Source organism: Luteibacter sp. 9133 (genome assembly GCF_000800155.1).
Lineage (GTDB): Bacteria > Pseudomonadota > Gammaproteobacteria > Xanthomonadales > Rhodanobacteraceae > Luteibacter > Luteibacter mycovicinus.
Genome location: NZ_JUHO01000001.1, coordinates 1,417,231 through 1,443,917 on the forward strand (window position 1 = coordinate 1,417,231; position 26,687 = coordinate 1,443,917).

Below are 26,687 nucleotides of genomic sequence, written 5' to 3' on the forward strand. Positions count from 1 at the left end.
GCGCTTAGCGGTTGCCGCCGCGGTTACCGCCACCGCCGCCGCTGCGATTACCGCCGCCGCCACCCGGACGCGGACCGCGATTGCCGCCGCCACCGGGGCGCTGACCGCCGCCGGTACGATTGCCGCCGCCGGCACGGTTGCCCGCGTTGCCGCCGCCACCCGGACGACCGCCGCGGTTGCCGCCGCCTTCGAAGCGGGCGCCGCCGCCCGGAGCGGCGCGATTACCGCCACCCTCGAAGCGCGAACCGCCGGACGAAGCGCGGTTGCCGTCGGCACGACCGCCGCCAGCGGCACGATTACCGTCGGTGCGCGGACCGCCCGTGCGGCTGCCGCCCGGACCGGCCGAACGGTTGCCGTAGCCACCGCCGCCACCGGCGTTGCCGGTATTGCCGCCAGCGCGGCCACCCGGACGCGGACCACGGTTGCCCGTGCTGTTGCCTGCGGAGTTGCCCTGGCCACCACCGGTGCGCGAGTCGCCCGCGAACCACGTGCGCACGCCCGGCAGTTCCTGGCCCGGGGCGACGCGACGCTTACGCTGGCCACCCGCGGCGTTGCCGCGCTCCGGACGATCGACGTTGCCGTTGACCTCGCGACGCGGAGCGCCGCCACGGCCACCGGCACCGCCGGCACGACCACCACGGCCGCCGCGCGGATTGTCATCGCGCAGACGATCGAAAGCGGTCAGCTCACGGGCTTCGTCATGACGTGCCGAGCTCCACGCGCTGGCACCGCCGGCGTTGGGCTTGTACTCGGTGACGTGGCGCGGCGCGCGGCGCTGGTGCACCACGGCGCTCAGCGTCAGCACCGGGGCGGGTGCGCCCAGGCCCGAACGCTCGCGCAGTTCCTTGATGGCGGTTTCGTCGAGCGACTCGCAGTCGCCACGGCGCAGGGCGCGCGGCAGTTCGACGGTGCCGTAGCGAATGCGCTTCAGGCGGCTGACGAGGAAGCCGGCCGAGTCCCACAGGCGACGGACTTCGCGGTTGCGGCCCTCGCGGATGGTGACGCGGAACCAGCTGTGGCTGCCGCCACGGCTGATCGTGGCGATTTCGTCGAAGCGGGCGGGGCCGTCTTCCAGCTCCACGCCGGCCTTCAGGCGCTCGATCGTCTCGTCCGGCACTTCGCCGTGGACGCGGCAGAGGTATTCGCGCTCGAGGCCGCTCTTCGGATGCATCAGCGCGTTGGCGAGTTCGCCGTCGGTCGTGAGCAGCAGCAGGCCGGTGGTGTTGATGTCGAGGCGACCCACGGCGACCCAGCGCGCGCCCTTCAGGCGCGGCAGCTGTTCGAACACGGTGGGGCGGCCTTCGGTGTCTTCGCGGGTGGTCACCACGCCTTCCGGCTTGTGGTAGACGAGCACTTCGGCGTCGTTGCGGTTGTCGGTGGCGACGACGAACTGCTTGCCGTCCAGGACCACGCGGTCACCGGCATGCACGCTGGCGCCGATGGTGGCGACGGTGCCATTGACTTCGACTTCGCCGGCCTGGATGCGTTGTTCGAGCATCCGGCGGGAGCCAAGGCCGGCGTTGGCCAGGACCTTGTGCAGGCGCTCTTCGAGCTGCGGACCGTCTTCGGTGGTGCGGCTCTCGCCGCGCTTCAGGCTGAGTAGGGAACGTTGCGGCGCATTCATGCGCGTGACTCCTCGGTATCTTTGCCGGCGTCGTCGTCTTCGACGTCGCCTTCGGGGTTCTCTGCCTCTTCGGCAGTGGGGGAAGCCGCGGCGACGTCATCGTCGCCGGCTGGCAGCTGGGTCGCGACTTCGACGTCGTCGCCCTCGGGGGGCGCGGTCTCCGCGGCGGTGTCTTCGATCGTCGTGGCTTCGGCCACGACATCATCGTTGTCTTCGGTATTCGTCAGGCTTTCGTCGTCTTCCACGTCGACGGGCAGATCGGTCGGCATCGCCGCCTTGGCGGGAACGCCGTCCGCATCGCCCAGGCGAAGCTGGGGGTTGAGCTCCTCCAGATCGCGGATCTCGGAGAGCGGGGGCAGGGCATCCAGCGACTTCAGGTTGAAGTAGTCGAGGAACAGCCGGGTGGTGCCGAACAAGGCCGGCTTGCCGGGAACGTCGCGGTGTCCGACGACGCGGATCCATTCGCGCTCTTCGAGCGTCTTGATGATGTTCGAGGAAACCACCACGCCGCGGATCTGTTCGATCTCCGGGCGGGTAATGGGCTGGCGGTAAGCGATCAGTGCCAGCGTCTCGAGCAGTGCGCGGGAGTAGCGGCTCGGCTTTTCGGCCCACATCCGCGAAACCCAGGGATGAACGTCGCGGCGGACCTGGTAGCGCCAGCCGGTGGCGACCTCCATCAGTTCCACGCCGCGACCGTCGGTGTCATGCGTCAGCGACTTAAGCGCCACGACCAGGTCGTCGTCGGTCACTTCATCCTCGTCGACGAAGATCGCCTTCAACTGCGCGACCGTCATCGGCTGGGTCGACGCGAGAAGCGCCGCTTCCACGATGGGTTTGAGTTGTTCGGGTTGCATAGGCCTTTCGGATGCGTGCTTGGGTCAGGCGAGCGCTTCGTCGCGCGCGGCCTCCGTCTGTACCTTCGTTTTCAGGTAGATCGGCCCGAGGGCCTCTTCCTGAACGATCTCGACGAGCATTTCCTTTGCGAGCTCGAGCATGGCCAGAAAGGTGACCACGACTCCGAGTCGGCCTTCGCTGACGTCGAACAGCGTTTCGAACCGGCGGAAACCGCCGCCTTCACTCAGCGTGCCGAGCAGGTCACCCATGCGCTGACGAACGCTGAGCGGTTCGCGCTGGATCGCATGGTGGGTGAACAGGTCGGCACGGCCGAGCACATCCTTGAGCGCGAGCAACATCTCCCTGAGGTCCAGCGGCGGCGGCACACGTACCACGTTGTGCTCGCCGACGAAGGCGTGGACCACCGCCGTATCGCGTTCCAGCCGGGGCAGTTCGTCGATATCCGCCGCGGCCTTCTTGAAGCGTTCGTATTCCTGCAGCCGACGGACCAGTTCGGCGCGGGGATCCTCTTCCAGTCCTTCCTCGGCGGGCGGCCGTGGCAACAGCAGTCGGGATTTGATTTCCGCCAGGATCGCGGCCATCAGCAGGTATTCCGCCGCCAGCTCGAGCCGCATCACCTCGCGCATCATCTCGATGTAGTCCATGTACTGCCGGGTGATCTCGGCGACAGGGATGTCGAGGATGTCCAGGTTCTGCCGGCGGATCAGGTAGAGCAAGAGATCCAGCGGGCCTTCGAACGATTCGAGAATGACCTCGAGCGCGTCCGGCGGAATGTACAGGTCCTGAGGCATCTGCAGCACCGGCTGCCCGCGCACGAGCGCAAGGGGCATTTCCTGTTGCTGCGGAATGCCCGCGAAGGCACCCTGAATGTTTTCGACCACCTGGACGTCGGTTGTCTCGTTAGTCATCGGCACACGTCAGAAGGGCCGCGAGTGCGACCGGGAACGCAACAATCGATGCCGTCCGGCGGCTTTACCGCCACCTCGCCCGGCCATGCCTCGCATCGTCGCCGACGAGCGGAAGGCTTTGCCGCTGGACACCCCAGGAGGGTCACCGCCTGTGAAGAATCGTCGGAAGCTGTCCGCCGCCGGTCCCGTCTGTCGGACCGGTGAGGGCGTGACGCCCGAATAAGTTCACCCGAATGGACACAGGGTATCGCCTGTTTCCGCGCAAGTCCAGCGGGCGTAGACGCCCGTCCTTCATCGTTTTGGCACAATACGCCTTATGCCTGCTCCCGATCGCGCCATCATCCACGTCGACATGGACGCCTTTTACGCGTCCGTGGAGGAACTGGACGACCCGACGCTCATCGGCAAGCCGGTGGTCGTCGCCGGTCTGGGGCGCCGCGGCGTCGTTTCGACCTGTAATTACGAGGCGCGCAAGTACGGCGTGCGGTCGGCCATGGCTACCGCCGAGGCCCGTCGGCGCTGCCCGGACGCGGTCTACATCTTCCCCAGGCATGACCGTTACGCGGAAATCTCCGCGATCGTCTTCGGCGTCTTTGCCGAAGTCACGCCGATGATCGAGGGCCTGTCCCTCGACGAAGCCTTCCTCGATGTCACCGCCAGCCTGAGACTTTTCGCATCGATCGAGGCGATCGGTCGCAGAGTGAAGGAAACCATCAAGGCGCGGACCGGGCTGAATGCGTCGGTCGGGATGGCGCACAACAAGCTGCTCGCCAAGCTGGCCAGCGAGCTGTCCAAGCCGGACGGGTTTCTCGTCATCCCGCCCGATCAGGTGCGCGGTTACCTGGACCCCCTGCCGATAGGGCGTATGTGGACGGTAGGCAAGGTGGCGGAAGAGTCGCTGCAGAAGGTCGGCATCCGCACCATCGGCGACCTGATCCGCTCCGACGCCTGGCGTCTGAACAAGGCCGTGGGCGAGCGACATGCCGCTCAGCTGCGGTTGCTGTGTCAGGGTGATGACCGCCGCCCGGTGGTTACGGACGCACCCGAGGTATCGATCGGCTCGGAGTGGACCTTCGAGTACGACGTCGAGGAGTTCGGTGTGGCGGAAGCCTGGTTGCTGCGCCAGTGCGAGCGGGTCGGTGCTCGAGCCAGGGGCAGGGCGGTCGAGGCGCGGACCGTCTCGGTAAAACTGCGAGAGCCACCGTTCGTGACGCACAGCCGACAGGCCCAGCTTCCCGTGCCCGGCAACGGAACCCCCGAAATCTTTGAAGTGGCACGCCGCTTGCTTCACATTTGGTGGGACCAGCACCCCCGGCCGAGTTTGCGGCTGCTCGGGGTGACGCTTTCGGGGTTCGATGCACGGCGCGGCGACGAGCAACAGGATATGTTCGCGGCTCCGGCTTCTAAAAAGCCTTCGGATGGCGTACAGGATTTGATAAACGGCCGCTTTGGCGCCGGGGCGCTGGTTCGCGCTGGTGTGTTGAAAACGCGTGGTAGCGAGTGAACGCCGACAGGATGGGCGGAACCTGCGACTGCGCTAATGTGTCCGTTTGTGACACGCAAGGTAAGTCGGTCGAGGTGCACTCATGCACGTTGCCACGAGTACAGACGTTAAACCGGTATGGACAAATACGTTGATGTCGTCTGACAAGGAAGGAACGCGCTATCGCCACGCGCGCATGAAAGTCCACAGTGCCGTCCTCATGAGTCGCGGCGGTGAAGCGCACCCGACCGATCTGGTCGACATCTCGGCTACCGGCGCACTGCTTCGTCGTCCGCTGGGCTGGCGGGGCGAGGCCGGCCAGACCTGGGTGCTGGACATGATCTTCGGCCACGACCTCCACATTCATATGGAGGCGTGCGTCGCGCGGGTGTCCGCCCGCCAGATCGGCCTGGAATACACGCTGATCCCGGAAGACAAGCAGGCCCCCCTGTGGGAGCTGCTGGGCGGCTACGCCGATACCCTTGAGGCCTGGCAAGACGAGTAGCTGGGAGGACGAGTAGGAGCGCGCCCTGCGCGCGACATGTTTCAGGGCCATGTCCGGGAGCTCGCGCGTAGTCTTGAAGGCAGCGCCAGCGTCAGAAGGCGTCGCGCGCAGGGCGCGCTCCTACACTTGTCAGGCTTTTGCGGCAGCGCGTTTCTTTCGGTCCTCGTCGCGCAACTCGCGACGGAGAATCTTGCCGACATTCGTCTTCGGCAGGCTGTCGCGGAATTCGATCTGCTTGGGACGCTTGTAACCGGTGAGGTTCTCGCGGCAGTACTCGCTGAGGGCTGCTTCGGTCAGTGAGGGGTCCTTGCGGACGACGAAGAGCTTCACCACTTCGCCCGAGTGCTCGTCGTCGATACCGACGGCGGCCACTTCGTTCACGCCGGGGTGGCGAGCGACGATGTCTTCGATCTCGTTCGGATACACGTTGAAACCGGAGACCAGGATCATGTCCTTCTTACGATCGACGATGTAGACGTAGCCGTTTTCGTCCATCTTCGCGATGTCGCCGGTGCGCAGCCAGCCGTTGGCGTCGAGCACCTTGGCGGTTTCGTCGGGACGGTTCCAGTAGCCCTTCATCACCTGCGGGCCCTTGATGCAGAGTTCGCCGACTTCGCCGAAGCCGAGCACGTCACCGTCATCGGACCAGATCTGCACGTAGGTGGACGAGATGGGCAGGCCGATCGAGCCGTTGTATTCCTTCAGATCCAGCGGGTTGATGCAGGCGGCCGGAGACGTCTCGGTGAGACCGTAGGCTTCCGCCAGCGTCACGCCCGTCGTCTTCTTCCAGCGCTCCGCCACCGCGCGCTGCACGGCCATGCCGCCGCCGAGCGAGAGATGCAGGGCCGAGAAGTCGAGGTCGGCGAAGCCCGGCGTGTTGAGCAGGCCGTTGAAGAGCGTGTTCACGCCGGTGATGGCGGTGAAGCGCTCTTTCGAGAGCTCCTTGACGAAGCCCTTCATGTCCCGTGGGTTGGTGATCAGCAGGTTCATCGCGCCCATGCGCGTAAAGACCAGGCCGTTCGCCGTCAACGAAAAGATGTGATACAGCGGCAGCGCGGTGACGATGATCTCTTCGCCGGCCTTGGCCGAGCCGCTGATCCAGGCATCCGCCTGCAGCATGTTCGCCACCATGTTGCGGTGGGTGAGCATCGCACCCTTGGCCACGCCGGTGGTGCCGCCGGTGTACTGCAGAAAGGCGATGTCGTCGTGACCGACTTCCACGGGCGGCAGAGCGTGCGACTTGCCGCGCTCGAGCGCGTCTTTGAAGCGGATGCTGGATGGCAACTTGTACGCAGGCACTTCCTTGCGGATGTGCTTGACGACGAAGTTGATGATGTTGCCCTTGGGAAAACCGATCAGGTCGCCGACGCCGGTGGTGATGACGTGGTGCACCTTGGTGCCGTCCAGGGCCTGCTGCACCGTCGCCGCGAAGTTGTCGAGGACGACCAGTGCCTTAGCACCCGAGTCTTCCAGTTGGTGATGGAGTTCGCGCGCCGTGTAGAGCGGATTGGTGTTCACTACCGTCAGGCCGAGGCGCAGTGCGCCGAACAGCACGATGGGGTACTGCAGGAGGTTGGGCAGCATGATCGCGATGCGATCGCCCTTGACCAGGCCGAGTTCGCCGGAAAGGTAGCCGGCAAACGCGGTCGAGAGTTCGTCGATCTGCCCGTAGGTCAGAACCTTGCCGAAGTTTTTGTAGGCGGGACGGTCACGAAATTTCTTAAAGGATTCTTCGAAGACGGCCGCCACGGAGCGGTAGGCGTTGACGTCGATATCGGCGGGGATGCCGGCCGGGTAGTGGGCAAGCCAGGGACGTTCAATGCTCATGAATCGGACGCGCTCCGTAAAATGACTGTCGCACGGCACACGTCCCGTACGATGCGGCATTGGAGCATACGCGTGCGTATAGCGGCAAGCCGCAACGCAGCGTGAAATCAACCGGAGAAGCCATGAGATTGCCGTCGATCCTCGCCTTCGTTTTCGCCCTTGTCATCGCGCTGTCCGGGTGTCATCGCACCCCGGATGACGAGCGGATTCGTGAGGCCATCGCGACGACGGCGGCGGGAGCCGAAGCGGGCAAGGCGTCCGACACGGTCGCCGCGCTTAGCGATGACTTCGACGGTAACGCCGGACAATTCGACAAGCGGGCGTTGTCGAACATGGTTCGCCTGTTCGCATTGCGCGGGCAGGGCATCCACGTGCTGATGGGGCCGGTGACGGTCGAGCCGCGTGGCGAGCGGAGAGTGGCGAGGTTCACCGTGACGCTTACCGCCGGTAGCGGCGTGTTGCCGGATAACGCGGGGGCGTATGACGTCGAGACGGGATGGCGTAAGGACGGTGGGGAGTGGCGCTGTTTTACGGCTAGCTGGAAGCGGGCGTTGTAGATGAGATCGCCAGCGGGGCTGGCTCCTGCAAGAGCGGCGCGATGCCTGCTCTGGCAGGAGCCAGCCTCCTGGTGGTGCTTTAAGCGGCCTTGGCCAGCTGACGCAGCACGTACTGCAGGATGCCGCCGTGGCGGAAGAACTCGCGCTCCTTCGGGGTCAGCAGCAGCACCTTCACGGTGAACTCCTTGACCGAACCGTCCGGACGCACGGCCTTCACCGTCGCCGTCTTCGACTCGCCGCCATTCAGGCCGGTGATGTCGAACACTTCGTCGCCCTTCAGACCGAGCGTCTGCGCGTTCTCGCCGTCCTGGAACTGGCAGGGCAGCACGCCCATGCCAACCAGGTTGGACCGGTGGATGCGCTCGAAGCTCTCGGTGATCACCGCCTTGACGCCCAGCAGCAGCGTGCCCTTGGCCGCCCAGTCACGCGACGAGCCGGTGCCGTATTCCTTGCCGGCGAGCACGACCAGCGGCGTACCGTCGGCCTTGTACTTCATGGCGGCGTCGTAGATCGCCATTTCTTCGCCGGTCGGGATGTACCGGGTGAAGCCACCCTCGACGCCGTCGAGCATCAGGTTCTTGATGCGGATGTTGGCGAAGGTGCCGCGCACCATCACGTCGTCGTTGCCGCGACGCGAACCGTAGGAGTTGAAGTCCTTCGGCTCGACGCCACGCGAGATCAGGAAACGGCCCGCCGGGCTGTCCTTCTTGATCGAGCCGGCCGGCGAGATGTGGTCGGTGGTGATCGAGTCGCCGAAGATGCCCATGGCGCGCGCACCGTGGATGTCTTCGATGGTGCCGGCTTCGGCGGACATGCCGTCGAAGTAAGGCGGGTTCTTGATGTAGGTGGAGTCATCCCACGCGTAGGTCTGGCCATCCGGCGAGGCGATCTGGTTCCAGCGGCTGTCGCCCTTGAAGACGTCGGCGTAGCTGTCCTTGAACATCTGCGGATTGATGGCGCCCGCGATGGCGTCGGAGATTTCCTGGTTGCTCGGCCAGATGTCCTTGAGGTACACGGGCTGACCGTCGCTGCCGTTGGCGATGGGATCCCTGGTCAGGTCGATGTTGAGCGTGCCGGCGAGGGCGTACGCGACCACCAGCGGCGGCGACGCCAGGTAGTTCATCTTGACTTCGGGATGCACGCGGCCTTCGAAGTTGCGGTTGCCCGACAGCACGGACGCCACAGCGAGATCACCCTCGGCGATGCCCTTGCTGATCTCGGCCGGCAGCGGACCGGAGTTGCCGATGCAGGTGGTGCAGCCGTAGCCGACCACGTAGAAATTGACCTTTTCGAGCTCTTCGAGCAGACCGGTCTTCTTCAGGTATTCGGTGACCACGAGCGAGCCCGGGCCGAGCGAGGGCTTCACCCACGGCTTGGAGGTCAGGCCGCGCGCGGCCGCCTTCTTCGCCACGAGGCCGGCGGCCAGCATGACGGCCGGGTTGGACGTGTTGGTGCACGAGGTGATCGCGGCGATCACGACGGAGCCGTCGTTGATGCGGAACGACTTGCCGTCCTTCTCGACCAGCACGCCGCCGTCTTCGCCGACGTTGTTGGCTTCGTTGCCGACCGCGGTGCCACCGCCTTCATTGCTGAAGCTGGCTTCGCCGTGGCTCTTCGGCTTGCGGTTGGCGGTGAGCGGACCGACCACGTCGAGGAAGCTCTGCTGTACGCCTTCGAGCAGCACGCGGTCCTGCGGACGCTTCGGGCCGGCCATCGACGGGCGCACGTCGGCCAGGTCGAGTTCGAGCACGGTGGTGAACTCGGCTTCCGGCGTGTCGGCGTCGTGCCAGAGGTTCTGGGCCTTGGCGTAGGTCTCGACCAGCGCGATCTGCGCTTCGTCGCGGCCCGACAGGCGCATGTAGTTCAGGGCTTCCTGGTCGATCGGGAAGATGCCGCAGGTCGCGCCGTATTCCGGCGCCATGTTGGCGATGGTCGCGCGGTCGGCCAGCGGCAGGTTCTGCAGGCCGCTGCCGAAGAACTCGACGAACTTGCCGACGACGCCGAGCTTGCGGAGCATCTGGGTCACGGTGAGGACGAGGTCGGTGGCGGTGACGCCTTCCGGCAGCTTGCCCTTCAGGCGGAAACCGACGACCTGCGGGATCAGCATGGACGACGGCTGGCCGAGCATGGCGGCTTCGGCTTCGATACCGCCCACGCCCCAGCCCAGCACGCCGATGCCGTTGATCATCGTGGTGTGCGAATCGGTACCGAAGACGGTATCCGGATAGGCGAACGACTCGCCGTCGACTTCATTGGTGAAGACGACGCGGGCGAGGTTCTCCAGGTTGACCTGGTGGACGATGCCCGTGCGCGGCGGCACGACCTTGAAGTTGTTGAAGGCCTTCTGGCCCCAGCGCAGGAACGAGTAACGCTCCTGGTTGCGCTCGAATTCGATGGCGACGTTCTCTTCCAGCGCGCTTTCCGAACCGAACGCGTCGACCTGCACCGAATGGTCGATGACCAGTTCGGCCGGCGCCAGCGGGTTGATCTTGTTCGGGTCGCCGCCGAGCTTGGCGACGGCGTCACGCATGGCGGCCAGATCGACCACGCAGGGCACGCCGGTGAAGTCCTGCAGCACCACGCGGGCGGGCATGAAGGAGATCTCGGTGTCCGGCTCGGCCTTGGCGTCCCATTTGGCCACGGCCTCGATTTCCTTCGAGGTGACGTTCACGCCGTCTTCCTGGCGGAGCAGGTTTTCCAGCAGGATCTTCATGGAGTACGGCAGGCGCTTGATGTCGTGCTGCGCGCCGAACTTGGCGAGGCTGGCGATCGTGTGGCGCTTGCCGTTGACTTCGATGCTGTCTCGTACCGAGAACGAATCTTTCATGCTGTACTCCTGGCGTGACGTTCTTTAGCTGGGGAGGCCTGGAGAAACCCCGCAAGGGTTCCGCCAAAGCGTCGATTATCGCGCAGTCCGCTGCCCCTGTGCGACCGCCATGAGTCTGGCGTCGGGCTAGAATGGCGGGCTTCGGGGCAGGGCCGGGCGATGATTCGGCGGCGAAAGGATGGAGCGGTAAGCGGATGGGCGCAAACGTATTTGATGGCACGCAGCGTTCGATGATTTCGATGGCCCTGTCGTCGGTGTCGCTGCGCGACCTCGCGCTGGTCCAGGCGGTGGCGCGCGAAGGCAGCTTCACCAGCGCCGCGCGGGCCATGTACATCAGCCCCTCGGGGCTCTCGCATCAGGTGCAGAAGGTCGAGCAGGCCCTCGGCGTCCCCTTGTTCGAGCGCGGTGGCCGGCGGGTCGTTCCGACCGTCGGCGGCCAGCGCCTGCTGGGTTATATCGAGGCCGTGCTGGGGTCGGCCGAACACCTGGAGCACGCCGCGCGTGCCGGGGACGTGGCGTTTGGCGGGGAACTGCGCCTCGGCGTGCCGTCCACACTGGGACCGTATCTGCTGCCGCATTTCATCGAGCCGTTCCCGCAGCGTTTTCCGGGCGCGCGGCTGACGATCTCCGAGGGCAAGCCACGCGGGTTGCTGCGCCGCCTTCACGAAGGCGAGCTCGATGCCGTGCTGGCGCCGCCGAGCACGACCGCCACCGGACTCGAATCCGCGGCGCTGTTCTTCGAGCCGTACGAGTTGATGCTGAACGCGTCGCATCCGTTGGCGGGACGGGCCTCCGTGGCGCTCACCGCCCTCGATGCCGCCGATGCCACCCTGATGGCCGAGAGCCATGGCAATGGCGTGTCGGATCTGGGCATGGCCGGCGCGGCGCGGCCGGAGCGGATTCAGGACCTGAGCCTGGAAAGCCTGGCGTCGCTGGTGGCGATGCGCGGCGGCTACACCCTGGTGCCGATTCTTGCGCACGAGCGGCTGGGGTCGATTAGCAACGTGGTGCTGGCGCAGGTGGAGGGGGCACGACCGGGCCGTCATATCGCGCTTTACTGGCGGAGTGCCACGCCATGGCGTGAGGATCTGGACCGGTTCGGGGACTTGTTGCGGGAGCTGGCGGGGTCGATTCCGGGCCTGGATGCGGCCGCTTCGTAGCCCTTAACCCCCGTCGTCCAGCGTGGACCCCGTCAGCAACCCCCTCGCCAGCATCGCGCATTGCTTGCGATAGATCAGCAGATGCCACTGCCGCCCGCCGATCTGGTGGTACAGCACCGCCGACCGCACAGCCGCCAGTAACGACGCCCGCACCCGATCCACGTTCGGCTTCTGCTGCAGGTGCGTCGGGTTGCCGGTCACCATCACGCGCGGCTTCAGCGTCGACAGCGTGGTCGAATAGACCTCCGCCAGCCGCGCCGCGACATTCGGGTGCTCGATCCCGAAATGCTCCACCTGCCGCTGCGTGGCGACGATGCCCTCGCGCAGGCGATCGAGCAGACCGCGATGGCGCGACAACGAGCGCTCCAGCCGCAGCACCGTGATCGCCATCCGCATCACCGCGATATCGCGGGTCTCGTCCTCGAACTGAGCCACGAGGGTGCGCAGGCCACGGCGCACGCCGCTGACGCCGCCATAGACGGACGCGACGGAATCCGCGTCGATACGGAACACGCTACCCACGCTCGCCTCGAATGCGGCATCTTCGCAACGGCCTTCGGTAGCCAGTTGCTGGGCCAGTGAGGCACCCTGGAAAACCCCCGCGAGGGCGAGGACGCGTTCTTCGTTCATGGGTAAAGCCTGGAAAAAATGAGAGGGGATCGCGCGCAAGGCGCGCTCCTACAGCGTAGAGGGGGCGTGTAGGGGCGCGGGGTCATGTCAGGCCGCCGTAGGTGGCGTCCGTGGCGGCGATCACCGCGCCGCCGAGGCAGGCCTCGCCGTCGTAGAGCACGACGGACTGACCGGGGGTGACGGCGCGCTGGGGCTCGTCGAACGACACATATAAGGTGTCGCCGCGGATCTCGACGGCGCAGGCCTGGTCGGCCTGCCGGTAGCGCGTCTTCGCCGTGCAGCGGAAGGCGGGGGCGGGCGGCTCGCCGGCCACCCACGTCAGATCGGTGGCCGTGAGCCGGGTCGACTGCAGCCAGCGGTTCTCGCCGCCCTGGGCGACGATCAGCGTGTTGGCCGCGACGTCCTTGCCGACCACGTACCAGGGCTCGTTAGGCGCGTCGGCGCGGCCGCCGATGCCGAGGCCGTTGCGCTGGCCCAGCGTGTAATACATCACGCCCTGATGCTCACCGATGACGCGCCCGTCGGGATCGACCATCGGACCCGGCCTGGCCGGCAGGTAGGCGGACAGGAAGGCGCGGAAGTCGCGCTCGCCGATGAAGCAGATGCCGGTGGAGTCTTTCTTCGCATGCGTGGGCAGCGCGGCTTCGCGTGCCATCTCGCGCACCAGCGGCTTCTCGATCTCGCCGACCGGGAACAGCGTGGCGGCGAGCTGCTTCTGCCCAAGCGCGTGCAGGAAGTAGCTCTGGTCCTTGGCGGCGTCCACCGCGCGGAGCAACCGGTAGCGCCCGTCGTGAAAATCCACGCGCGCGTAGTGGCCTGTCGCGATCTTCTCCGCGCCCAGAGCCTGCGCGTGCTCGAGGAAGGTTTTGAACTTGATCTCGCGATTGCACAGCACGTCGGGGTTGGGCGTGCGGCCCGCCGCGTACTCGGCAAGGAAGTAGGCAAAGACGCCGTCCCAGTACTCGCCGGCGAAATTTCTTGCGTGAAACGGAATGCCCAGCCGGCCGCAGACGGCCACGGCATCCTTGCGGTCGTCGTCGGTGGTGCAGGGGCCGGAGCGGTCGTCCTCCTCCCAGTTCTGCATGAACATGCCTTCGACCTCGTGTCCGGCCTGCTGGAGCAGGAGGGCCGCGACCGACGAGTCCACGCCGCCGGAAACACCAAGGATCACCTTCACGCGGAGGGCTCGGGCAGGCGGCTGGTGACGGCGTCCAGCGGAAGGCGGCGTCCGTCCAGCCAGGCGTCGATGGTCTCGAGCACGAGCGGGCTGCGCAGGCGCGAGCCCAGCGCCTCGATCTCGTCGCGTCGCAGCCAGATGGCCCTGCGAATACCCTCATCCAGGGGGCGATGCTCATCGTATGAGGTGACATGACCCGCAAAACCGAAACGCAGCACTTGTTCGCCGTGCTCCGGGCTTGCCCACTGCCAGACGCCGAGGAAAGCGTCGAGCGCGATGGTGTGGCCGGTTTCTTCCAGGGTTTCGCGGATCGCCGCGGCCTGCAGGCTCTCGCCCGGATCCAGATGACCGGCCGGCTGGTTGTAAGCGACTTCGCCGAAGACGTCCTCTTCGACGATCAGGTAGCGATCGCCGCGCGCGACGACGCACGCCACCGTGGCACGGGGGCGCCAGACGTTTTCAGGCTGGTTGGAAGTCGGCGGCATCGGCGGAAAGGTCGGGTGGGCTCTGGAAAAAGGCATATTGTGCCATCACCTGTGGAAATCGAGCCGGAGGACGACGGAATTCCGGTGTATATAATCGAATCGCGTACCGACAGGTTGTCAATTAATGTCCCAGGAACACGAACACGATCAGGAAAGCGATCGCGGCCACGGGCTGGCGATCGAGACCGTTCGTCCGGAAACGGCAAAGCCGCCGCTCTTCCAGGTGGTTTTGCTGAATGACGATTTCACCCCCATGGATTTCGTGATCGAGGTTTTACGTACGTTTTTCGGCATGGATCAGGAGCGGGCGGTCCAGGTGATGCTCCATGTGCACACGCGAGGGAAGGGCGTGTGCGGCGTGTTCACTCGCGAGGTGGCAGAAACCAAGGTGACTCAGGTCAACGAGTACTCACGGTCGAATCAGCACCCGCTCTTGTGCACTATGGAAAAAATGTAGGCGCTCCCCCATCTGGTGTTCATGCGGCAATGAAACATGGGGCTGGTCCCCGCCGCCCACAGCTATCGGAGACGGTCCGTATGTTCAGCAAGGATCTCGAAGTCACCATCGGGCACTGCTACAAGCAGGCCCGTGAGCAGCGCCACGAATTCATGACCGTCGAGCACCTGCTCCTCGCGCTCACTGAAAACACCTCAGCCCTGGCCGCCCTGCGCGCCTGCGGCGTCGATCTTCCGCGACTTTCGGCCGATCTTCAGCGAATCATCGCTGAAACGGTGCCGGTGCTGCCGGCCGGTGACGAGCGTGACACGCAGCCCACGCTGGGTTTCCAGCGCGTGCTCCAGCGCGCCGTCTACCACGTGCAGTCGTCGGGCCGTAAGGAAGTCACCGGTGCCAACGTGCTGGTCGCTATCTTCGGCGAAAAGGACTCTCACGCCGTGTACTTCCTGCATCAGCAGGAAATCACCCGGCTGGACGTGGTCAATTACATCTCGCACGGCATCGCCAAGATTGGCGACGAGTCGGCAGCGGCCGCTCAGAACCCGGAGCGTGACGGCGAGGAAGGCGGCGAAGGCAAGGGTAACCCCCTGAGCGAATACGCCGCCAACCTCAACGAACTGGCGATCCAGGGCAAGATCGACCCCCTGATCGGCCGCCAGGACGAGGTCGAGCGCACGATCCAGGTGCTCTGCCGCCGTCGAAAGAACAACCCGCTCTACGTCGGCGAAGCCGGCGTGGGCAAGACCGCTCTGGCCGAAGGTCTGGCCAAGCGCATCGTCGAGGGTCAGGTGCCGGAAGTGCTGGAAGACTGCACGATCTGGTCGCTGGACCTGGGCGCCCTCGTTGCTGGCACCAAGTATCGCGGCGATTTCGAAAAGCGGCTGAAGGCGGTCATCGGTCAGCTGAAGAAGCAGCCCAATGCCATCCTCTTCATCGACGAGATCCACACCATCATCGGGGCGGGCTCGGCCTCGGGTGGCACGATGGATGCCTCGAACCTGATCAAGCCCATGCTTGCCTCCGGAGAGCTGCGCTGCATCGGCTCGACGACGTTCCAGGAATTCCGGGGCGTGTTCGAGAAGGACCGTGCACTTGCTCGTCGCTTCCAGAAGATCGACGTGGTCGAGCCCACCGTGGCCGACTCCATCGAGATTCTGAAGGGCCTGAAGACCCGCTTCGAAGAGCATCACTCGGTGGAGTACACCGGTGAAGCCCTGCGCGCGGCCGTGGACCTCTCGGTCAAGCACATCCCGGATCGCCTGCTGCCGGACAAGGCCATCGACATCATCGATGAAGCCGGCGCCCGCCAGCGGCTGCTCCCGGAAGACGAGCGCACGGGCAAGGTCGACGTGCCGGAAATCGAATACATCGTGGCCAAGATGGCGCGCATCCCGGCCAAGCAGGTCTCGGCCTCGGATCGTGACGTGCTGCGCAATCTCGAGCGCAACCTGAAAATGGTCGTGTTCGGGCAGGACGGTGCGATCGAAGCGCTGTCCTCGTCGATCAAGATGGCGCGTTCCGGCCTGGGCGATCCGTCCAAGCCGATCGGCAGCTTCCTGCTCGCCGGCCCCACGGGTGTCGGTAAGACGGAGGTGACCAAGCAGCTCGCCATGCAGCTGGGCATCGAGATGGTGCGCTTCGACATGTCCGAGTACATGGAGGCGCATTCGGTCTCGCGCCTGGTCGGTGCGCCTCCGGGATACGTCGGCTTCGACCAGGGCGGTCTGCTCACCGAGCAGATCACCAAGCATCCGCACTGCGTGCTGCTGCTGGACGAAATCGAGAAGGCCCACCCGGACGTCTACAACATCCTGCTCCAGGTCATGGATCGCGGTGTACTGACGGATACGAACGGTCGAGAGGCGAACTTCAAGAACGTGGTGATCGTCATGACCACGAACGCGGGTGCGCAGCTGGCTTCGCGCCGCGGTATCGGCTTCGTGAAGCAGAACCACGCGACCGACGCCATGGAGACCATCCGTCGGATGTTCACGCCCGAATTCCGCAACCGTCTCGATGCGGTCATCCAGTTCAACGCACTGGACTTCGACCATATCCTGCGCGTGGTGGACAAGTTCCTGATCGAGCTCGAGGCCCAGCTGACCGAGAAGAAGGTGAGCGTGGACGTAACGCCGGAGGCCCGTCGCTGGCTGGCGGAACACGGCTTCGATCCGCAGATGGGTGCCCGCCCGATGGCTCGCGTGATCCAGGACAAGGTGAAGCGTGCGCTGGCCGACGAGTTGCTGTTCGGCAAGCTCGCCGATGGCGGCAAGGTGACGCTGTCGGTGGACGGCGACGAGCTTCACGTGGAAACTGAGTCGGCTGAGCCGGCGGCCCTGACGGCTTGAGTTGGAATGATGGTTTGAAAGACATGCTGGCTTGAGAGAAAGGGCGGCCTGCGGGCCGCCCTTTTTTGCCGCCAGAAGTAAATACTGCCCCATGGAGATAACGCACATGTTCAGCAACGAAACCGAGCCCAAGCCGACCGCCGGTCAGGGCCAGGGCAGCACGTTCCTCGAAGAGAAAGCGTTCCGCGCGCGTACCGTGCTGGTTTTCGGCACGATCACCGACTCGGTCGCCGCCGATACCGTCCGTCGCCTGCTGGCGCTGGATGCCGAATCCGACGCCCCGATCGACATGATCGTGTCCTCGCCGGGTGGTCACCTGGAGTCGGGCGATGTGATCCACGACGTGGTCCGCTTCATCACGGCGCCGGTCAACATGATCGGCACCGGCTGGGTCGGCAGCGCCGCCACGCATCTGTACCTCGGTGCGCCGCGCGAGCGTCGTGTCTGCCTGCCGCAGACGCGCTTCCTCATCCATCAGCCCAGCGGCGGCGCGGGTGGTCAGGCCAGCGACATCGCGATTCAGGCCAAGGAGATCATGAAGGCGCGCGAGCGCATCGCCGGCGTCATCTCCCGTGAGAGCGGCCAGCCGATCGAGCGCGTGCGCGAAGACATCGAGCGCGATCTCTGGATGTCGGCCGAAGACGCGGTGAAGTACGGCCTGGTCTCGCGCATCGTCGAGCATCGCAAAGACGTGCGCCGCGACTGATTTCCCTCAGGAATCGCGACAACAAAAAAAGCCGCGGCGAAGGCTGCGGCTTTTTTTCGGCACCTACCCGGTGCAGCGCGAGACGCGCTTACTTCATACGGTAGGTGATACGACCCTTGGTCAGGTCGTAGGGGGTCATCTCGACCTTCACCTTGTCGCCGGTGAGGATGCGGATGTAATGCTTGCGCATACGGCCGGAGATATGGGCAGTAATGACATGCCCGTTCTCGAGCTGCACGCGGAACATGGTGTTGGGCAGGGTCTCCTGGACCGTGCCTTCCATTTCGATGACGTCGTCTTTTGCCATGTGTTCCGGGTCGATGAACGGCCGGAATGGCCGCATAAGTCCCTTAGTATGCCATGCCCCCTCGCCCGAGTCACCCCACGAGGCGGTCTCAGGCGAAGTGCTCGTCCAGCTTCCTGCGGATTTCTTCTTCGATGGTGCCCTTGAGCGGCGAGAGCAACATGCCCAGCTCGGCGGTCACGTGCACGTCGGTATCCGAGACGGCGATGGCGCCTTTAACGCCGGACCGGGCGAAGCTCATGGTGTCGCCATTCCAGCTGCCTTCGGTGCCGAACTTCTCGCTCATGCGGGCGGCCACTTTCTCGACCACGGCGCGCGCCTCGGCCACGGTCCTGCCGTGCGGGCGGCGGATGTCGATCTTCGCCATGGGAGTCTCCTGTGCGTGGAAAGCGACGGAGTCTAGCAGGACCGGCATCACGCTACGTCGACACCTTTAAGTTCAAACAGATACCGCACTCTGCTAAAGTCGCTTCGTCAACGTCCCGGTTCCTCCATGCGCATCGAATTCGTCAGCTCGGCTCGCGGTGATTTCCACTGGTCACGGCCCGTGCTCACGATCGGCCGTGGTGAGGACAACGACCTGGTCGTGTCCGAAACCCAGGTGGCCGCGCGTCACGTCACCATCCATCGCGACCGCCGCGGCCTCGTCCTCGAGGTGGCCCCGGAGACGGGCCGTGTCTACGTCAATGCCCGTCCCGTGCGCGAGCGTGCGCTGCTGCGTCCGGGCGACAGCCTGTCGCTTGGCGACTGCCGCATGTTGTTGCGCGACGATGCCGACCTCGATGCCCGCGAGACGGTCGAGCCCACCGAAGCCCGCTGCACCGTCGCCTTGCGCCCGGTGGCGGGGCCGTTGTCCGGCCGCGTCATCGCCGTGGGCGACCGGCTCGAGCTCGGTGCCACCCATGGCGCGCTGCCGCTCGAGCTGCCCGGCAACGATGCCGCCTTGCTCGTACTCGCCTGGGAAGGCGGTGAACTCATCCTCGACGGGTCCCGCGTGCCAGCGAGGCATGCGGTCAGGGTCAACGGCGTCAAGCTCGTCCGCGCCGTGCTGCAGCCAGGCGACCAGATCGGTCTGGCCGCACACCGCTTCGTCGTCGATGGCCCCGGCTGGTCGGCAGAGCCTGTCGTCGTCATGCCGGAGCCGGAGGTCGAAGCCGACGCGGCGAACGACGAATCCGGCGGCGCCCGCGGCGACGTCTGGTGGCTGATCGTCACCGCCGCGCTGCTCGCGCTCGGCATCGCGCTGGTGCTCTTCGTCAAGCTCTGACCCGTCGTGTCGTAGCGTCCTCCTGGATCGTGTACCTCACATGCAGGATGGCGTCGGTGATACTCAGCAGCATCTCCCGTTGCGGCCGGTCGGCAGGGTCGGGGAAACTCAGGCGGATCTCGCCTGGGTCGTCGACCGGGATGCCTTCGAACGGAAGGTAGCGCGCATCGTTGAAATCGAGGACAAATTGCCCGCTGTCGGCCAGCCCCCGCGAGATAGCCACCGCCTGGCATCCACGCGGCATGTCGCCGGCATAAGCGCCGTCATAGCCGAGTAGTGCGCGGATATCTTCGTAGGGGCCAAGGAGGGCGGGCAGGGTCAGTGCCATCGACTTGATCCGTCGTGCGTTGCCTAGGTTCATCGAGGCCGGGTAATCCGTCGCGATGCCCGCATCCTTGAGCGAGAATGAGATATCGAGTCCCTGCTTGCCGTACTCCACCTTGAGCGCTCCACTGTCGCGAATGCTCATGCCCTCGCCCGCGTCTGCCCCCATGACCTCTGCGATCAGGTCGGCCAGTGGCTGGTCGGCGAGCGCCGCCAGCGATACCGTCCGTTCCACTTCCAGTGGGCGGATGTTCTGCTGCTGGAATGCCTGTTCCATACGTTGCAGACCAAGCAGCAATCCCTCTCCAGCCAGCAGGCCCTGATGCAGGTCATCCCAGACCCCGGGAAGAATGAACCCCTCCGGCTGCCTCGTTTCATAGGCGTAGGCACTTTGCGCCTCACCACACAGACCAAGTGCCATGTCGTACAACTGGTAATACAGCGTGCTGGCGCGGCTCGCCTGCCAGCCGAACAGCTCCTGCGAACTGAAACGGGTGGCGAGCAGGTCGCGCGTTGCCCTGGCATGCTCGTATTGCAGGTCGAGCAGTTCGCTCGCATCGATGGCTTGTCGCTGTTCGCTGGCGTTGATTTCCAACTGGATATCGATTTGTTCGATGTCGCCTTCGGCCAGTGTCTTTTGCGTGTTCCATTCGTCGCGGCGTACGGCGTAGGCCGCTTTCTGTTCAAGGCCGGCTGCGACCGACTCCATGCCGGCCGCTTCGAGCTGCATGCCCTGGACGACGGCGTTGCCGACCGCCGACCATTTGATGCCGCCGACACCGAAAGACATTCCCCCGATGTAGAAATTGGGCGCGGTGTCCAGGAATGCCGCAGCGGCGCCAGCGCCGGCCGTCAGATGGTAGAGCGGGGGCAATGCGTAACGAATGATCTGCGCCGCCATCTCCTCGGACAGAAGGTTGCGATCGATCAGGGATTGGTAGTGATCCCGTCGCTGTTCGGCGCGAGCCCGGCTTTGTTTCAGCCCTCGCTCGGTCGTCTCCAGTTGCCGCTGACGATCGAGGTAGTCGTCTTTGATCAGCGCCTGGATAGCGACGGCTTGATCCTCGCGCAACGCGCCCATGGCATCGCCGTCTTTTCGTTCCATCAGTGACTGCAAGGTCATGCCGAATTGCATGACCTCGCGAACGATCGAGCGCGCGCGTTCGAGCGCATAAAGGAAGCGGTAGACAGGCATGGCCGGCACTGGTCCACCGAGGTTTCGGCCATTCGCACCGGCCGCCAGGCGCCGTTGCTGCAGCTCGCGTGGCGACACGGGCGTCTCATAGAGAGGCAGAACCAGTGGCCGGCCATCGAGCGACAGACCGGCACGCAAATAACGCAGGCGCATCGCGATTCGTGGCCACCACTGCAAGGTGTCGTCGTCCAGGGGTGAGAGAAACACGCCGTCGATGAGATCGATCTGGCCACGAGGGCCCGGGTCGGCAGGCAGTTCCTCGCCGGGTTCGACCGTGCCCTCGAGAACATCCAGCGCGCCGAGGGTCGATGTGGCAGCTCTCGAGAGCGTGGGGTTGGGCCATAGCGATCCGGGCACTTCGTGAAAGTACGGCTGCTCACCCAGCAGTTGCGACGCCTGCACGTACCACATCTTCGCTTCGGTCAGCGTGTCGCGCGTCTGTTGCCGGTAGGCGCGATCGCCGCGGTCGAGGTAGAGCTTCAGCCAGCGCTGGAAGATGGCCAGCTTGTAGTGCATGGGGTCGAGCATCGCGATGATGTCGGGGTCGTCGGTGCTTTCCGTCCCCGTTGAACCCCAGCTGACGTCGTCTTGCAGCGGGAGTGGATTCCAGTAGAGCGGCTTGTTGGCACTGTCGAGCAGCGGGGCGCCGTTGGTGCCGATATACCCGGACGGAGAAAAAAGCCGGCTTAGCCAGGTAGTGGCTTCGTCGAAATCCTGTTCGTCGATCAGGCGGCTCGCGATGAGCAGCGGGGCGTGGAGGAAGAGCTCCCACAGATAGTACCCATATCCAGTATGCCAGGCAGGCCAGTCGGACGGCATGTCGTGCTGAGTACGATAAGCCAGAAACGTCTCGATGCCTCGGGATAGCGCTGCAATGAGGTGGCTGGAAACCGAGCGATGGGCGATGACAATGTTCGTACCGATCAGGTCAAGAGTTACTTTGCCAAAGGCTTTTCCTGGGTACTCGAAAACAAGGCTCGCATGGGGAAAGTCATCGTGGTAATTCGATACTTTCATTGAATTGACTTCGTCGTCTGCTACGACTCCGTCGTCGTCACTACTATTTTCAAGCTCTCTGTAATGAAGCGTTTGCCTTACGTGGATTCGCCCGGGGACGTCACGTACGGTGAGTGAGAAATTATTATGTAAAGGCCATTCGCTCTCGGGTTTCTTCGTCATGTCGGGGGAGACGATAAGAAAGCGTGTCATCACCGTTCCCGTGAACAAGGCCGCTACGATGCCGAAGCTGTAATCTCCGGCGACGCCTACGGTCCCGTCCGTGTAGAGCGTGAACTTCTCTCCGCGCACCACGTCATAGGTGTAGGACGTCCATCCGCTATCCGTCGTTTGGACGGCAATCATCAGGGTTATGTCGTAAAGGGGTGTCGGCTCAGTGCTGGCCTCGCTGCTGGGACGGATGCACCACCACGCAACGTGAAGCCGTGACCGATATACGAAGATGCTTGGTCGCACCAGTTCCCTGGTGCCCGGTTGAAACGTAATTTCGTGCCAGTCAGACCATTTCCACGCCGAAACGTAGGGATTGTCCGCGCGTTGCCAGAAGTACCGCCGCGGGTTCTGTTCCATGTGACCTAACATGAATATGTGAGTATTTTTTCCGTCCTCCACGAGGAACGCCGAGTCATACCGCATGTCGAGACGATCGCACGTAGCGGCAACGAATTCGCGAAATACCGTTTCGGTGTGCTCCTTGCTCAGCCGGGCTGATGCCAATGCATTTTCCAGCTTGCTGAATGCTTCGGTTTTTCGGTATCGCAGTGCGGGATCGAGAAAGCTGCCCGGGTATCTGAGAAGCCGCTGGAGGCCCGCCCATGTGCCGTAGCGCTTGTGATAGGCGTCCCAGTAGTCAAAATAGCCTCCAGGCCGCTTCAGCTCGGCGAGTGCCGAGGCGATCACGTCGGGTTCCATGCCCTCCCTGCAGCGATGCAAATAGAGCTGCACGCTGGCGATCGCTTCGGCCAACCGGGAAGTGGTGGGCTTCGCGGTGACGAGCGGATCGAGCAGGAGATACTCGTAGAGGTCGTCCGGCGTGTTGATGCGGCCTTTCAATGTGCCCCAGTCGTTCAGTCGGATGTAGCAGGCGAGCCGCGCATCGCGCAGACGCTCGGCGCAGGCCTCACTCACTCCGCGCTGCGCGGAGGCTGGCGCGTGGTTGAGGGCGGCACGCGCGATGGCCGCGTGCTGGCCGCGATCGGTGAAAGTCGGCTCGGCTGAGTCCATCAACGCGAACGTCGACTCGAAAACGGTGAGTTGCGGATGGTCGATGCTCAGCAGGTCGCATTGAGCCAGTCGCGCCTGAATTCGACGTATATGGGACACGGTGCTTATTTTCGATTCGAGTTCGCCGGTGAAAATATGTTGCGTATCGTCGACGGGCCACGCGTTCAGGATGGCGAACTCGGTGACGTCGTATTCGCCTTTCTTCGCCTGTACCGCCTCGACGAGCTTCAGTCTGGCCTGGCTGATATCCCCTTTGATGCCGTCTCGCCATGCTGCGTACCAGGCCAGGTGAAAAAGCGTGGGCAGGCTCAGTGCGGGTGTCTTTCCCTTGTAAACCGGTGATCTATATCCGTTCGGTGCGATGATGAGGCGTATGTCCTGTTCCTCGAAGCCATAGCGGCAGCAGACTTCGGCGAACTGGGTGAGCACGCGCACGTACTGGATGAGCTTTGGAGGCAGGTCGTCGCGGCCCAGCGGATGCTTGGTCTGCGGGTTGGCGAATGCGTCTTTCCAGAACGTCGCGGAACCGTATCCCTCCAGGTCCGGATCCGCTTCCACGATCACTTCGTCGACCCAGGAGAGCATGGCTGCTGCCGCTTCGGCCTTCATGCCGAAATGCGTGGCGACGTGTCGGGACAGTTGCGAGATCATCCTGGCCTGCGTTAGCGCGTCACTCAAACCGTGCCCTTCCGCGTCGGTTCCCTCCTGCGCACTCTGATGCAGATTGGCGACAAACTTCAGGATGTTGTCGTCGACGGTCGTCGCGTGCGTCCGCGCCGTCAGGCGGACGAGAGTGTCCACGTCCATTTTTTGTTCGCGAAGCCAGCAGGCGACGGTGTACGTGCATTTGAGGATGCGAATGGATCGTTCCGCGAGATTGGATGCGCGTGTTTCGAAGAGCTGCTGAACGAGAGTCGTTTCCATCTGATCCCACAACGCCAGGGTTTCACCCATGGTCAGGCCGACGAGCCTGGCAATAAGGGAGGCGCGGTAGAGACCACTGAGCAGGTGCACATTGACTTCGACCTGTCTGGTCGTCGCAAAGCCCTCTCGTATGCAACGTTCGACCTGGTCCGGGAGCATGCCCAGTGCCTCGCAAATGCACTTCATGGGACTGTTCTCTGCCAAACCGGCACTTGCCAGGAAATCGTACTTCTTGCCGAGCATGGGAAGAATGGCAGGCGAATAGACGGTGCACAGGAACGACGCTTCTCTCGGACGACCGTAACTGTTCAGGTCGCCGACGAGTCCGGCGAATGCGTTTGCGGAAAGGCCGTGGAGATCGCGAATCTGGCTGAAGGCCGTATAGAGCCTTGCATGTGCACGGAGGTCGGTGACGTCATAATCGATTTGTCGACCTATCCAGTCGATGTCTTCGAAGGAGATGCCGAGAGATCGCTGGATGGCGATCGACCAGAGCATGCGGGCCCAGTTGTCAATGCCTCCGTTGACGATCTTGCCAGGGTCGCCGGGTTTGTCATGCACGATTTCGAACGCGGCGGGCGGGAGGGGGTGGTTGCCATCGTGGATGAAATAGGCGCCGTAGGTTTTCGGGTTCGTGCGCAACCCGTCGGGTCCGAACGCTGGCTCGACTGCCAGGAGATCGTGCACTTGCCCGACAGATAACCCGGTCTGTCGCGTCAGGTCGGTCACCCTATCGGGAGTCGGCGTCCGCCAGGGCGTCGCGCCCTTGGCCAAGGTTGCCATACGCGCGGGGGCCCAGCGCAGCGTCGCCCGGCAAAGTTCCGGCGTTACGCGCCAGGGCGCACTGTCGTTGTAAGACACCGCCGGTTCAAATGCGTCGGCAACATCATCGAACAAAGCATCCAGTATGGATGCCTCCGTGGTTCCGAGGGATCGGATCCACTCGTCGACGAGATCGGCGTCGGCATCGTACGGAAGCTCGAAGGGCGGGGACTTTTCTTCCTTGAGATTCCATTTGGCGTCGACGGCGGTAGCGAGGATCTCATTGACCAGGGTCAGGTTGGGTACCTCGTCATCCATATTGGCCTGGCTGAGTACGAACGTCGCCAGATCCGGTCGGCGTTTGTCGATGTGAAACACGCTACTCACAAGGTGCAGCCTTTTCGCCTGCCGATAGAGGTCGACGAGGTAACTCGCAGGCGAGAACAGGCTGGCCACCGAGTCCGTGGCGGCGTAATTCCCGGCGCGTGCGAACCAGTCGTCGTATTGCGTGCCATCGCCGATGGTGGCGACGGTTCGCTGTCTCGCGTCCCCCGCGTCCAGCTTGCGGAGGGCGCGAGTGGTCGGGGACTGGCGGGCAATGAGGCGGTTATGCCACTGGGCCAGCGATGAGGCACGGCTCAGCGCGGCGTCGTAGAGCGCATCGGCGTCGGTCGGGGTGTCGGCGCCCGCAGGCGTGTCGATCGTTCGGGCGTGTTCGAGAAAGGCTTGTCGTCCCTGGCGGACGACGTCCAGGCAGGAGATGAATCCGAGGCGGCTAAGGCCCGAGGCCAGGTCACTCGCGGAGATCCCGGTGCTCGGGATGGCATGGGTCGGCATGTTCGCTTCCTTGCGTCGAGGGCGGCATCCTTTACCGCTTACGGTATGGATTACAGTCCTTAAAGCATTCAGCCGTCGTGAAATTCGCTAATGTCTTGACGCAAAGTCAGGCGCGATCGAGGGCACTTTTCGGCATAATCGAGGCCTCCCTTCTGAGTGGACTCACAATGTCGCGAGCATGGAATTTCAGTGCCGGTCCGGCAGCGCTTCCCGAAGCGGTGCTGCGACGGGCGCAAGCGGAGATGCTGGACTGGAACGGCTCCGGGGCATCGGTCATGGAGCTCTCGCATCGCGGCAAGGCCTTTATGATCCTCGCAGCGGAGGCCGAAGCGTGTCTTCGCCGGCTGATGAGCGTGCCGGCCGGGTACAAGGTGCTTTTCCTGCAGGGTGGGGCGACCCAGCATTTCGCGCAGATACCGATGAACCTGGCACCCGTGGGCGCGTCGGCCGACTATGTCGTTACAGGGCACTGGGGCGAGAAGGCCGTACGTGAGGCTTCGCCGTACATCACGGCACGCGTGGCAGCGACGTCGGAATCGGCGAATTATCTTGCGCTGCCTGCACGTGACACGTGGGATCTCGATCCGGGAGCGGCCTACCTGCACTACACGCCAAACGAGACGATCCATGGGGTCGAATTTCATGACGTGCCGGATGCCGGTGGTGTTCCCCTGGTGGCGGACATGTCATCGAACATCCTCAGCGAGCCGGTGGACGTCTCGCGCTTTGGAATGATCTACGCTGGCGCGCAGAAAAACATCGGGCCGTCGGGGCTGGTGGTGATGATCGTGCGGGACGACCTGCTGGCACGCGCGGGCCGTCCGATGGCCAAGATTTTTCGCTACGCGGAGCACGCAGCGAACGACTCCATGCTCAACACGCCGAACACCTGGGGCTGGTATCTCGCCGGGCTCACGTTCGAATGGCTGGAAGAGCAGGGCGGTCTCGTCGCGATGGGCGAACGCAATGCGCGCAAGGCGTCGACGCTGTATGACGCGATCGATGGCTCGGACGGCTTTTATCGCAGCCCGGTCGAAGTGAGCGCTCGCTCGCGCATGAATGTGCCATTCACTCTTCACGACAGCGCACTGGATGCGGCTTTCCTCGCCGAATCCGAGGCAGCCGGCCTGCTGGCGCTCAAGGGCCACAAGGCCGTCGGTGGCATGCGTGCGTCGCTTTACAACGCGGTGCCGCAGGAGGCTGTCGACGTCCTCGTGAATTTCATGCGGGACTTTATGGCGCGGCACGGTTAAAGTCGGGAGTCACCGCACTGCAGCATGCTGT

At 64.2% G+C, this 26,687-nt stretch carries 20 protein-coding genes; 9 read left to right on the top strand and 11 right to left on the bottom strand.

Annotation, left to right across the window (positions count from 1 at the left end; all coding sequences use genetic code 11):
• Positions 1 to 4: 4 nt before the first annotated feature.
• Genes FA87_RS06105 through FA87_RS06115 form a run of 3 tightly spaced genes read right to left on the bottom strand, consistent with a single transcriptional unit; the run spans position 5 to position 3,309 of the window.
• A complete protein-coding gene (locus tag FA87_RS06105; protein WP_052191179.1) occupies positions 5 to 1,624 on the bottom strand; it encodes a pseudouridine synthase in 1,620 nt (539 codons plus the stop codon).
• The gene (scpB, locus tag FA87_RS06110) at positions 1,621 to 2,478 is read right to left on the bottom strand and encodes an SMC-Scp complex subunit ScpB (protein WP_036114613.1); all 858 of its coding nucleotides are present in this window, start codon (positions 2,476 to 2,478) and stop codon (positions 1,621 to 1,623) included. Before scpB ends, FA87_RS06105 begins: the two co-directional genes overlap by 4 nt.
• 24 nt (positions 2,479 to 2,502) lie before the next feature.
• Complete coding sequence (locus FA87_RS06115; protein WP_176167901.1) at positions 2,503 to 3,309, bottom strand: ScpA family protein; 807 nt, start codon at positions 3,307 to 3,309, stop codon at positions 2,503 to 2,505.
• A gap of 394 nt (positions 3,310 to 3,703) precedes the next feature.
• On the opposite strand from FA87_RS06115, the gene dinB reads away from it, so the two are divergent.
• Both dinB and FA87_RS06125 read left to right on the top strand, forming a co-directional pair.
• Positions 3,704 to 4,891 carry a DNA polymerase IV gene (gene dinB / locus FA87_RS06120; RefSeq protein ID WP_043693090.1) on the top strand — a complete coding sequence of 396 codons (1,188 nt, stop codon included), beginning with the start codon at positions 3,704 to 3,706 and terminating at the stop codon, positions 4,889 to 4,891.
• Positions 4,892 to 5,024: 133 nt separating this feature from the next.
• Positions 5,025 to 5,375 carry a PilZ domain-containing protein gene (locus tag FA87_RS06125; RefSeq protein ID WP_043693093.1) on the top strand — a complete coding sequence of 117 codons (351 nt, stop codon included), beginning with the start codon at positions 5,025 to 5,027 and terminating at the stop codon, positions 5,373 to 5,375.
• Positions 5,376 to 5,504: 129 nt separating this feature from the next.
• Here FA87_RS06125 and FA87_RS06130 read toward each other — a convergent pair whose 3' ends face one another.
• Positions 5,505 to 7,202, bottom strand: coding sequence for an AMP-binding protein (locus tag FA87_RS06130; RefSeq protein ID WP_036114608.1), 1,698 nt, complete (start codon positions 7,200 to 7,202; stop codon positions 5,505 to 5,507).
• A gap of 122 nt (positions 7,203 to 7,324) precedes the next feature.
• Between FA87_RS06130 and FA87_RS06135 the strand changes: the two genes are divergently transcribed.
• Complete coding sequence (locus FA87_RS06135) at positions 7,325 to 7,759, top strand: hypothetical protein (protein WP_043693094.1); 435 nt, start codon at positions 7,325 to 7,327, stop codon at positions 7,757 to 7,759.
• 79 nt (positions 7,760 to 7,838) lie between these two features.
• On the opposite strand, the gene acnA is transcribed toward FA87_RS06135, so the two are convergent.
• Positions 7,839 to 10,586, bottom strand: a complete 2,748-nt coding sequence (gene acnA / locus FA87_RS06140) for an aconitate hydratase AcnA (RefSeq protein ID WP_043693096.1) — start codon at positions 10,584 to 10,586, stop codon at positions 7,839 to 7,841.
• Between the two features lie 194 nt (positions 10,587 to 10,780).
• On the opposite strand from acnA, the gene FA87_RS06145 reads away from it, so the two are divergent.
• Positions 10,781 to 11,746, top strand: coding sequence for a LysR family transcriptional regulator (locus FA87_RS06145; RefSeq protein ID WP_052191181.1), 966 nt, complete (start codon positions 10,781 to 10,783; stop codon positions 11,744 to 11,746).
• Between the two features lie 3 nt (positions 11,747 to 11,749).
• Here FA87_RS06145 and hflD read toward each other — a convergent pair whose 3' ends face one another.
• From hflD to FA87_RS06160, 3 genes are all read right to left on the bottom strand, one after another.
• A complete protein-coding gene (gene hflD / locus FA87_RS06150) occupies positions 11,750 to 12,376 on the bottom strand; it encodes a high frequency lysogenization protein HflD (protein WP_043693098.1) in 627 nt (208 codons plus the stop codon).
• Positions 12,377 to 12,458: 82 nt separating this feature from the next.
• Complete coding sequence (gene mnmA, locus FA87_RS06155) at positions 12,459 to 13,553, bottom strand: tRNA 2-thiouridine(34) synthase MnmA (protein ID WP_043693101.1); 1,095 nt, start codon at positions 13,551 to 13,553, stop codon at positions 12,459 to 12,461.
• Positions 13,550 to 14,038 carry an NUDIX hydrolase gene (locus tag FA87_RS06160; RefSeq protein WP_043693104.1) on the bottom strand — a complete coding sequence of 163 codons (489 nt, stop codon included), beginning with the start codon at positions 14,036 to 14,038 and terminating at the stop codon, positions 13,550 to 13,552. Before FA87_RS06160 ends, mnmA begins: the two co-directional genes overlap by 4 nt.
• A 124-nt stretch (positions 14,039 to 14,162) precedes the next feature.
• On the opposite strand from FA87_RS06160, the gene clpS reads away from it, so the two are divergent.
• The 3 genes from clpS (at position 14,163) to FA87_RS06175 (ending at position 17,549) form a co-directional block, all read left to right on the top strand.
• Positions 14,163 to 14,495 (top strand): ATP-dependent Clp protease adapter ClpS, encoded by a 333-nt coding sequence (clpS, locus tag FA87_RS06165; protein ID WP_036114597.1) that lies wholly within the window; start codon positions 14,163 to 14,165, stop codon positions 14,493 to 14,495.
• Between the two features lie 80 nt (positions 14,496 to 14,575).
• Positions 14,576 to 16,843 (top strand): ATP-dependent Clp protease ATP-binding subunit ClpA, encoded by a 2,268-nt coding sequence (clpA, locus tag FA87_RS06170; RefSeq protein ID WP_036114594.1) that lies wholly within the window; start codon positions 14,576 to 14,578, stop codon positions 16,841 to 16,843.
• Between the two features lie 106 nt (positions 16,844 to 16,949).
• Complete coding sequence (locus FA87_RS06175) at positions 16,950 to 17,549, top strand: ATP-dependent Clp protease proteolytic subunit (protein ID WP_036114591.1); 600 nt, start codon at positions 16,950 to 16,952, stop codon at positions 17,547 to 17,549.
• Between the two features lie 88 nt (positions 17,550 to 17,637).
• Here FA87_RS06175 and infA read toward each other — a convergent pair whose 3' ends face one another.
• Together infA and FA87_RS06185 are read right to left on the bottom strand one after the other, a co-directional pair.
• Positions 17,638 to 17,856, bottom strand: a complete 219-nt coding sequence (infA, locus tag FA87_RS06180; RefSeq protein ID WP_019466733.1) for a translation initiation factor IF-1 — start codon at positions 17,854 to 17,856, stop codon at positions 17,638 to 17,640.
• Between the two features lie 88 nt (positions 17,857 to 17,944).
• Positions 17,945 to 18,220, bottom strand: a complete 276-nt coding sequence (locus tag FA87_RS06185; RefSeq protein ID WP_036114590.1) for a polyhydroxyalkanoic acid system family protein — start codon at positions 18,218 to 18,220, stop codon at positions 17,945 to 17,947.
• Between the two features lie 126 nt (positions 18,221 to 18,346).
• Between FA87_RS06185 and FA87_RS06190 the strand changes: the two genes are divergently transcribed.
• A complete protein-coding gene (locus FA87_RS06190) occupies positions 18,347 to 19,120 on the top strand; it encodes an FHA domain-containing protein (RefSeq protein ID WP_036114587.1) in 774 nt (257 codons plus the stop codon).
• Here the strand turns inward: FA87_RS06190 and FA87_RS19810 are convergent.
• Positions 19,110 to 25,403, bottom strand: coding sequence for a neuraminidase-like domain-containing protein (locus FA87_RS19810; RefSeq protein WP_052191182.1), 6,294 nt, complete (start codon positions 25,401 to 25,403; stop codon positions 19,110 to 19,112). The two genes, FA87_RS06190 and FA87_RS19810, sit on opposite strands and share 11 nt — an antisense overlap.
• Positions 25,404 to 25,570: 167 nt before the next feature.
• Here FA87_RS19810 and serC point away from each other — a divergent pair, with 167 nt between their 5' ends.
• The gene (serC, locus tag FA87_RS06200) at positions 25,571 to 26,656 is read left to right on the top strand and encodes a 3-phosphoserine/phosphohydroxythreonine transaminase (RefSeq protein WP_043693107.1); all 1,086 of its coding nucleotides are present in this window, start codon (positions 25,571 to 25,573) and stop codon (positions 26,654 to 26,656) included.
• The last annotated feature ends 31 nt before the right edge of the window (positions 26,657 to 26,687 follow it).

Bases quoted from the DNA above. Each gene is read 5' to 3' on its own strand.
- FA87_RS06105 (WP_052191179.1), bottom strand. From the start codon at position 1,624: ATGAATGCGCCGCAACGTTCCCTACTCAGCCTGAAGCGCGGCGAGAGC.
- scpB (WP_036114613.1), bottom strand. From the start codon at position 2,478: ATGCAACCCGAACAACTCAAACCCATCGTGGAAGCGGCGCTTCTCGCG.
- FA87_RS06115 (WP_176167901.1), bottom strand. From the start codon at position 3,309: ATGCCCCTTGCGCTCGTGCGCGGGCAGCCGGTGCTGCAGATGCCTCAG.
- dinB (WP_043693090.1), top strand. From the start codon at position 3,704: ATGCCTGCTCCCGATCGCGCCATCATCCACGTCGACATGGACGCCTTT.
- FA87_RS06125 (WP_043693093.1), top strand. From the start codon at position 5,025: ATGTCGTCTGACAAGGAAGGAACGCGCTATCGCCACGCGCGCATGAAA.
- FA87_RS06130 (WP_036114608.1), bottom strand. From the start codon at position 7,202: ATGAGCATTGAACGTCCCTGGCTTGCCCACTACCCGGCCGGCATCCCC.
- FA87_RS06135 (WP_043693094.1), top strand. From the start codon at position 7,325: ATGAGATTGCCGTCGATCCTCGCCTTCGTTTTCGCCCTTGTCATCGCG.
- acnA (WP_043693096.1), bottom strand. From the start codon at position 10,586: ATGAAAGATTCGTTCTCGGTACGAGACAGCATCGAAGTCAACGGCAAG.
- FA87_RS06145 (WP_052191181.1), top strand. From the start codon at position 10,781: ATGGGCGCAAACGTATTTGATGGCACGCAGCGTTCGATGATTTCGATG.
- hflD (WP_043693098.1), bottom strand. From the start codon at position 12,376: ATGAACGAAGAACGCGTCCTCGCCCTCGCGGGGGTTTTCCAGGGTGCC.
- FA87_RS06160 (WP_043693104.1), bottom strand. From the start codon at position 14,038: ATGCCGCCGACTTCCAACCAGCCTGAAAACGTCTGGCGCCCCCGTGCC.
- clpS (WP_036114597.1), top strand. From the start codon at position 14,163: ATGTCCCAGGAACACGAACACGATCAGGAAAGCGATCGCGGCCACGGG.
- clpA (WP_036114594.1), top strand. From the start codon at position 14,576: ATGTTCAGCAAGGATCTCGAAGTCACCATCGGGCACTGCTACAAGCAG.
- FA87_RS06175 (WP_036114591.1), top strand. From the start codon at position 16,950: ATGTTCAGCAACGAAACCGAGCCCAAGCCGACCGCCGGTCAGGGCCAG.
- infA (WP_019466733.1), bottom strand. From the start codon at position 17,856: ATGGCAAAAGACGACGTCATCGAAATGGAAGGCACGGTCCAGGAGACC.
- FA87_RS06185 (WP_036114590.1), bottom strand. From the start codon at position 18,220: ATGGCGAAGATCGACATCCGCCGCCCGCACGGCAGGACCGTGGCCGAG.
- FA87_RS06190 (WP_036114587.1), top strand. From the start codon at position 18,347: ATGCGCATCGAATTCGTCAGCTCGGCTCGCGGTGATTTCCACTGGTCA.
- FA87_RS19810 (WP_052191182.1), bottom strand. From the start codon at position 25,403: ATGCCGACCCATGCCATCCCGAGCACCGGGATCTCCGCGAGTGACCTG.
- serC (WP_043693107.1), top strand. From the start codon at position 25,571: ATGTCGCGAGCATGGAATTTCAGTGCCGGTCCGGCAGCGCTTCCCGAA.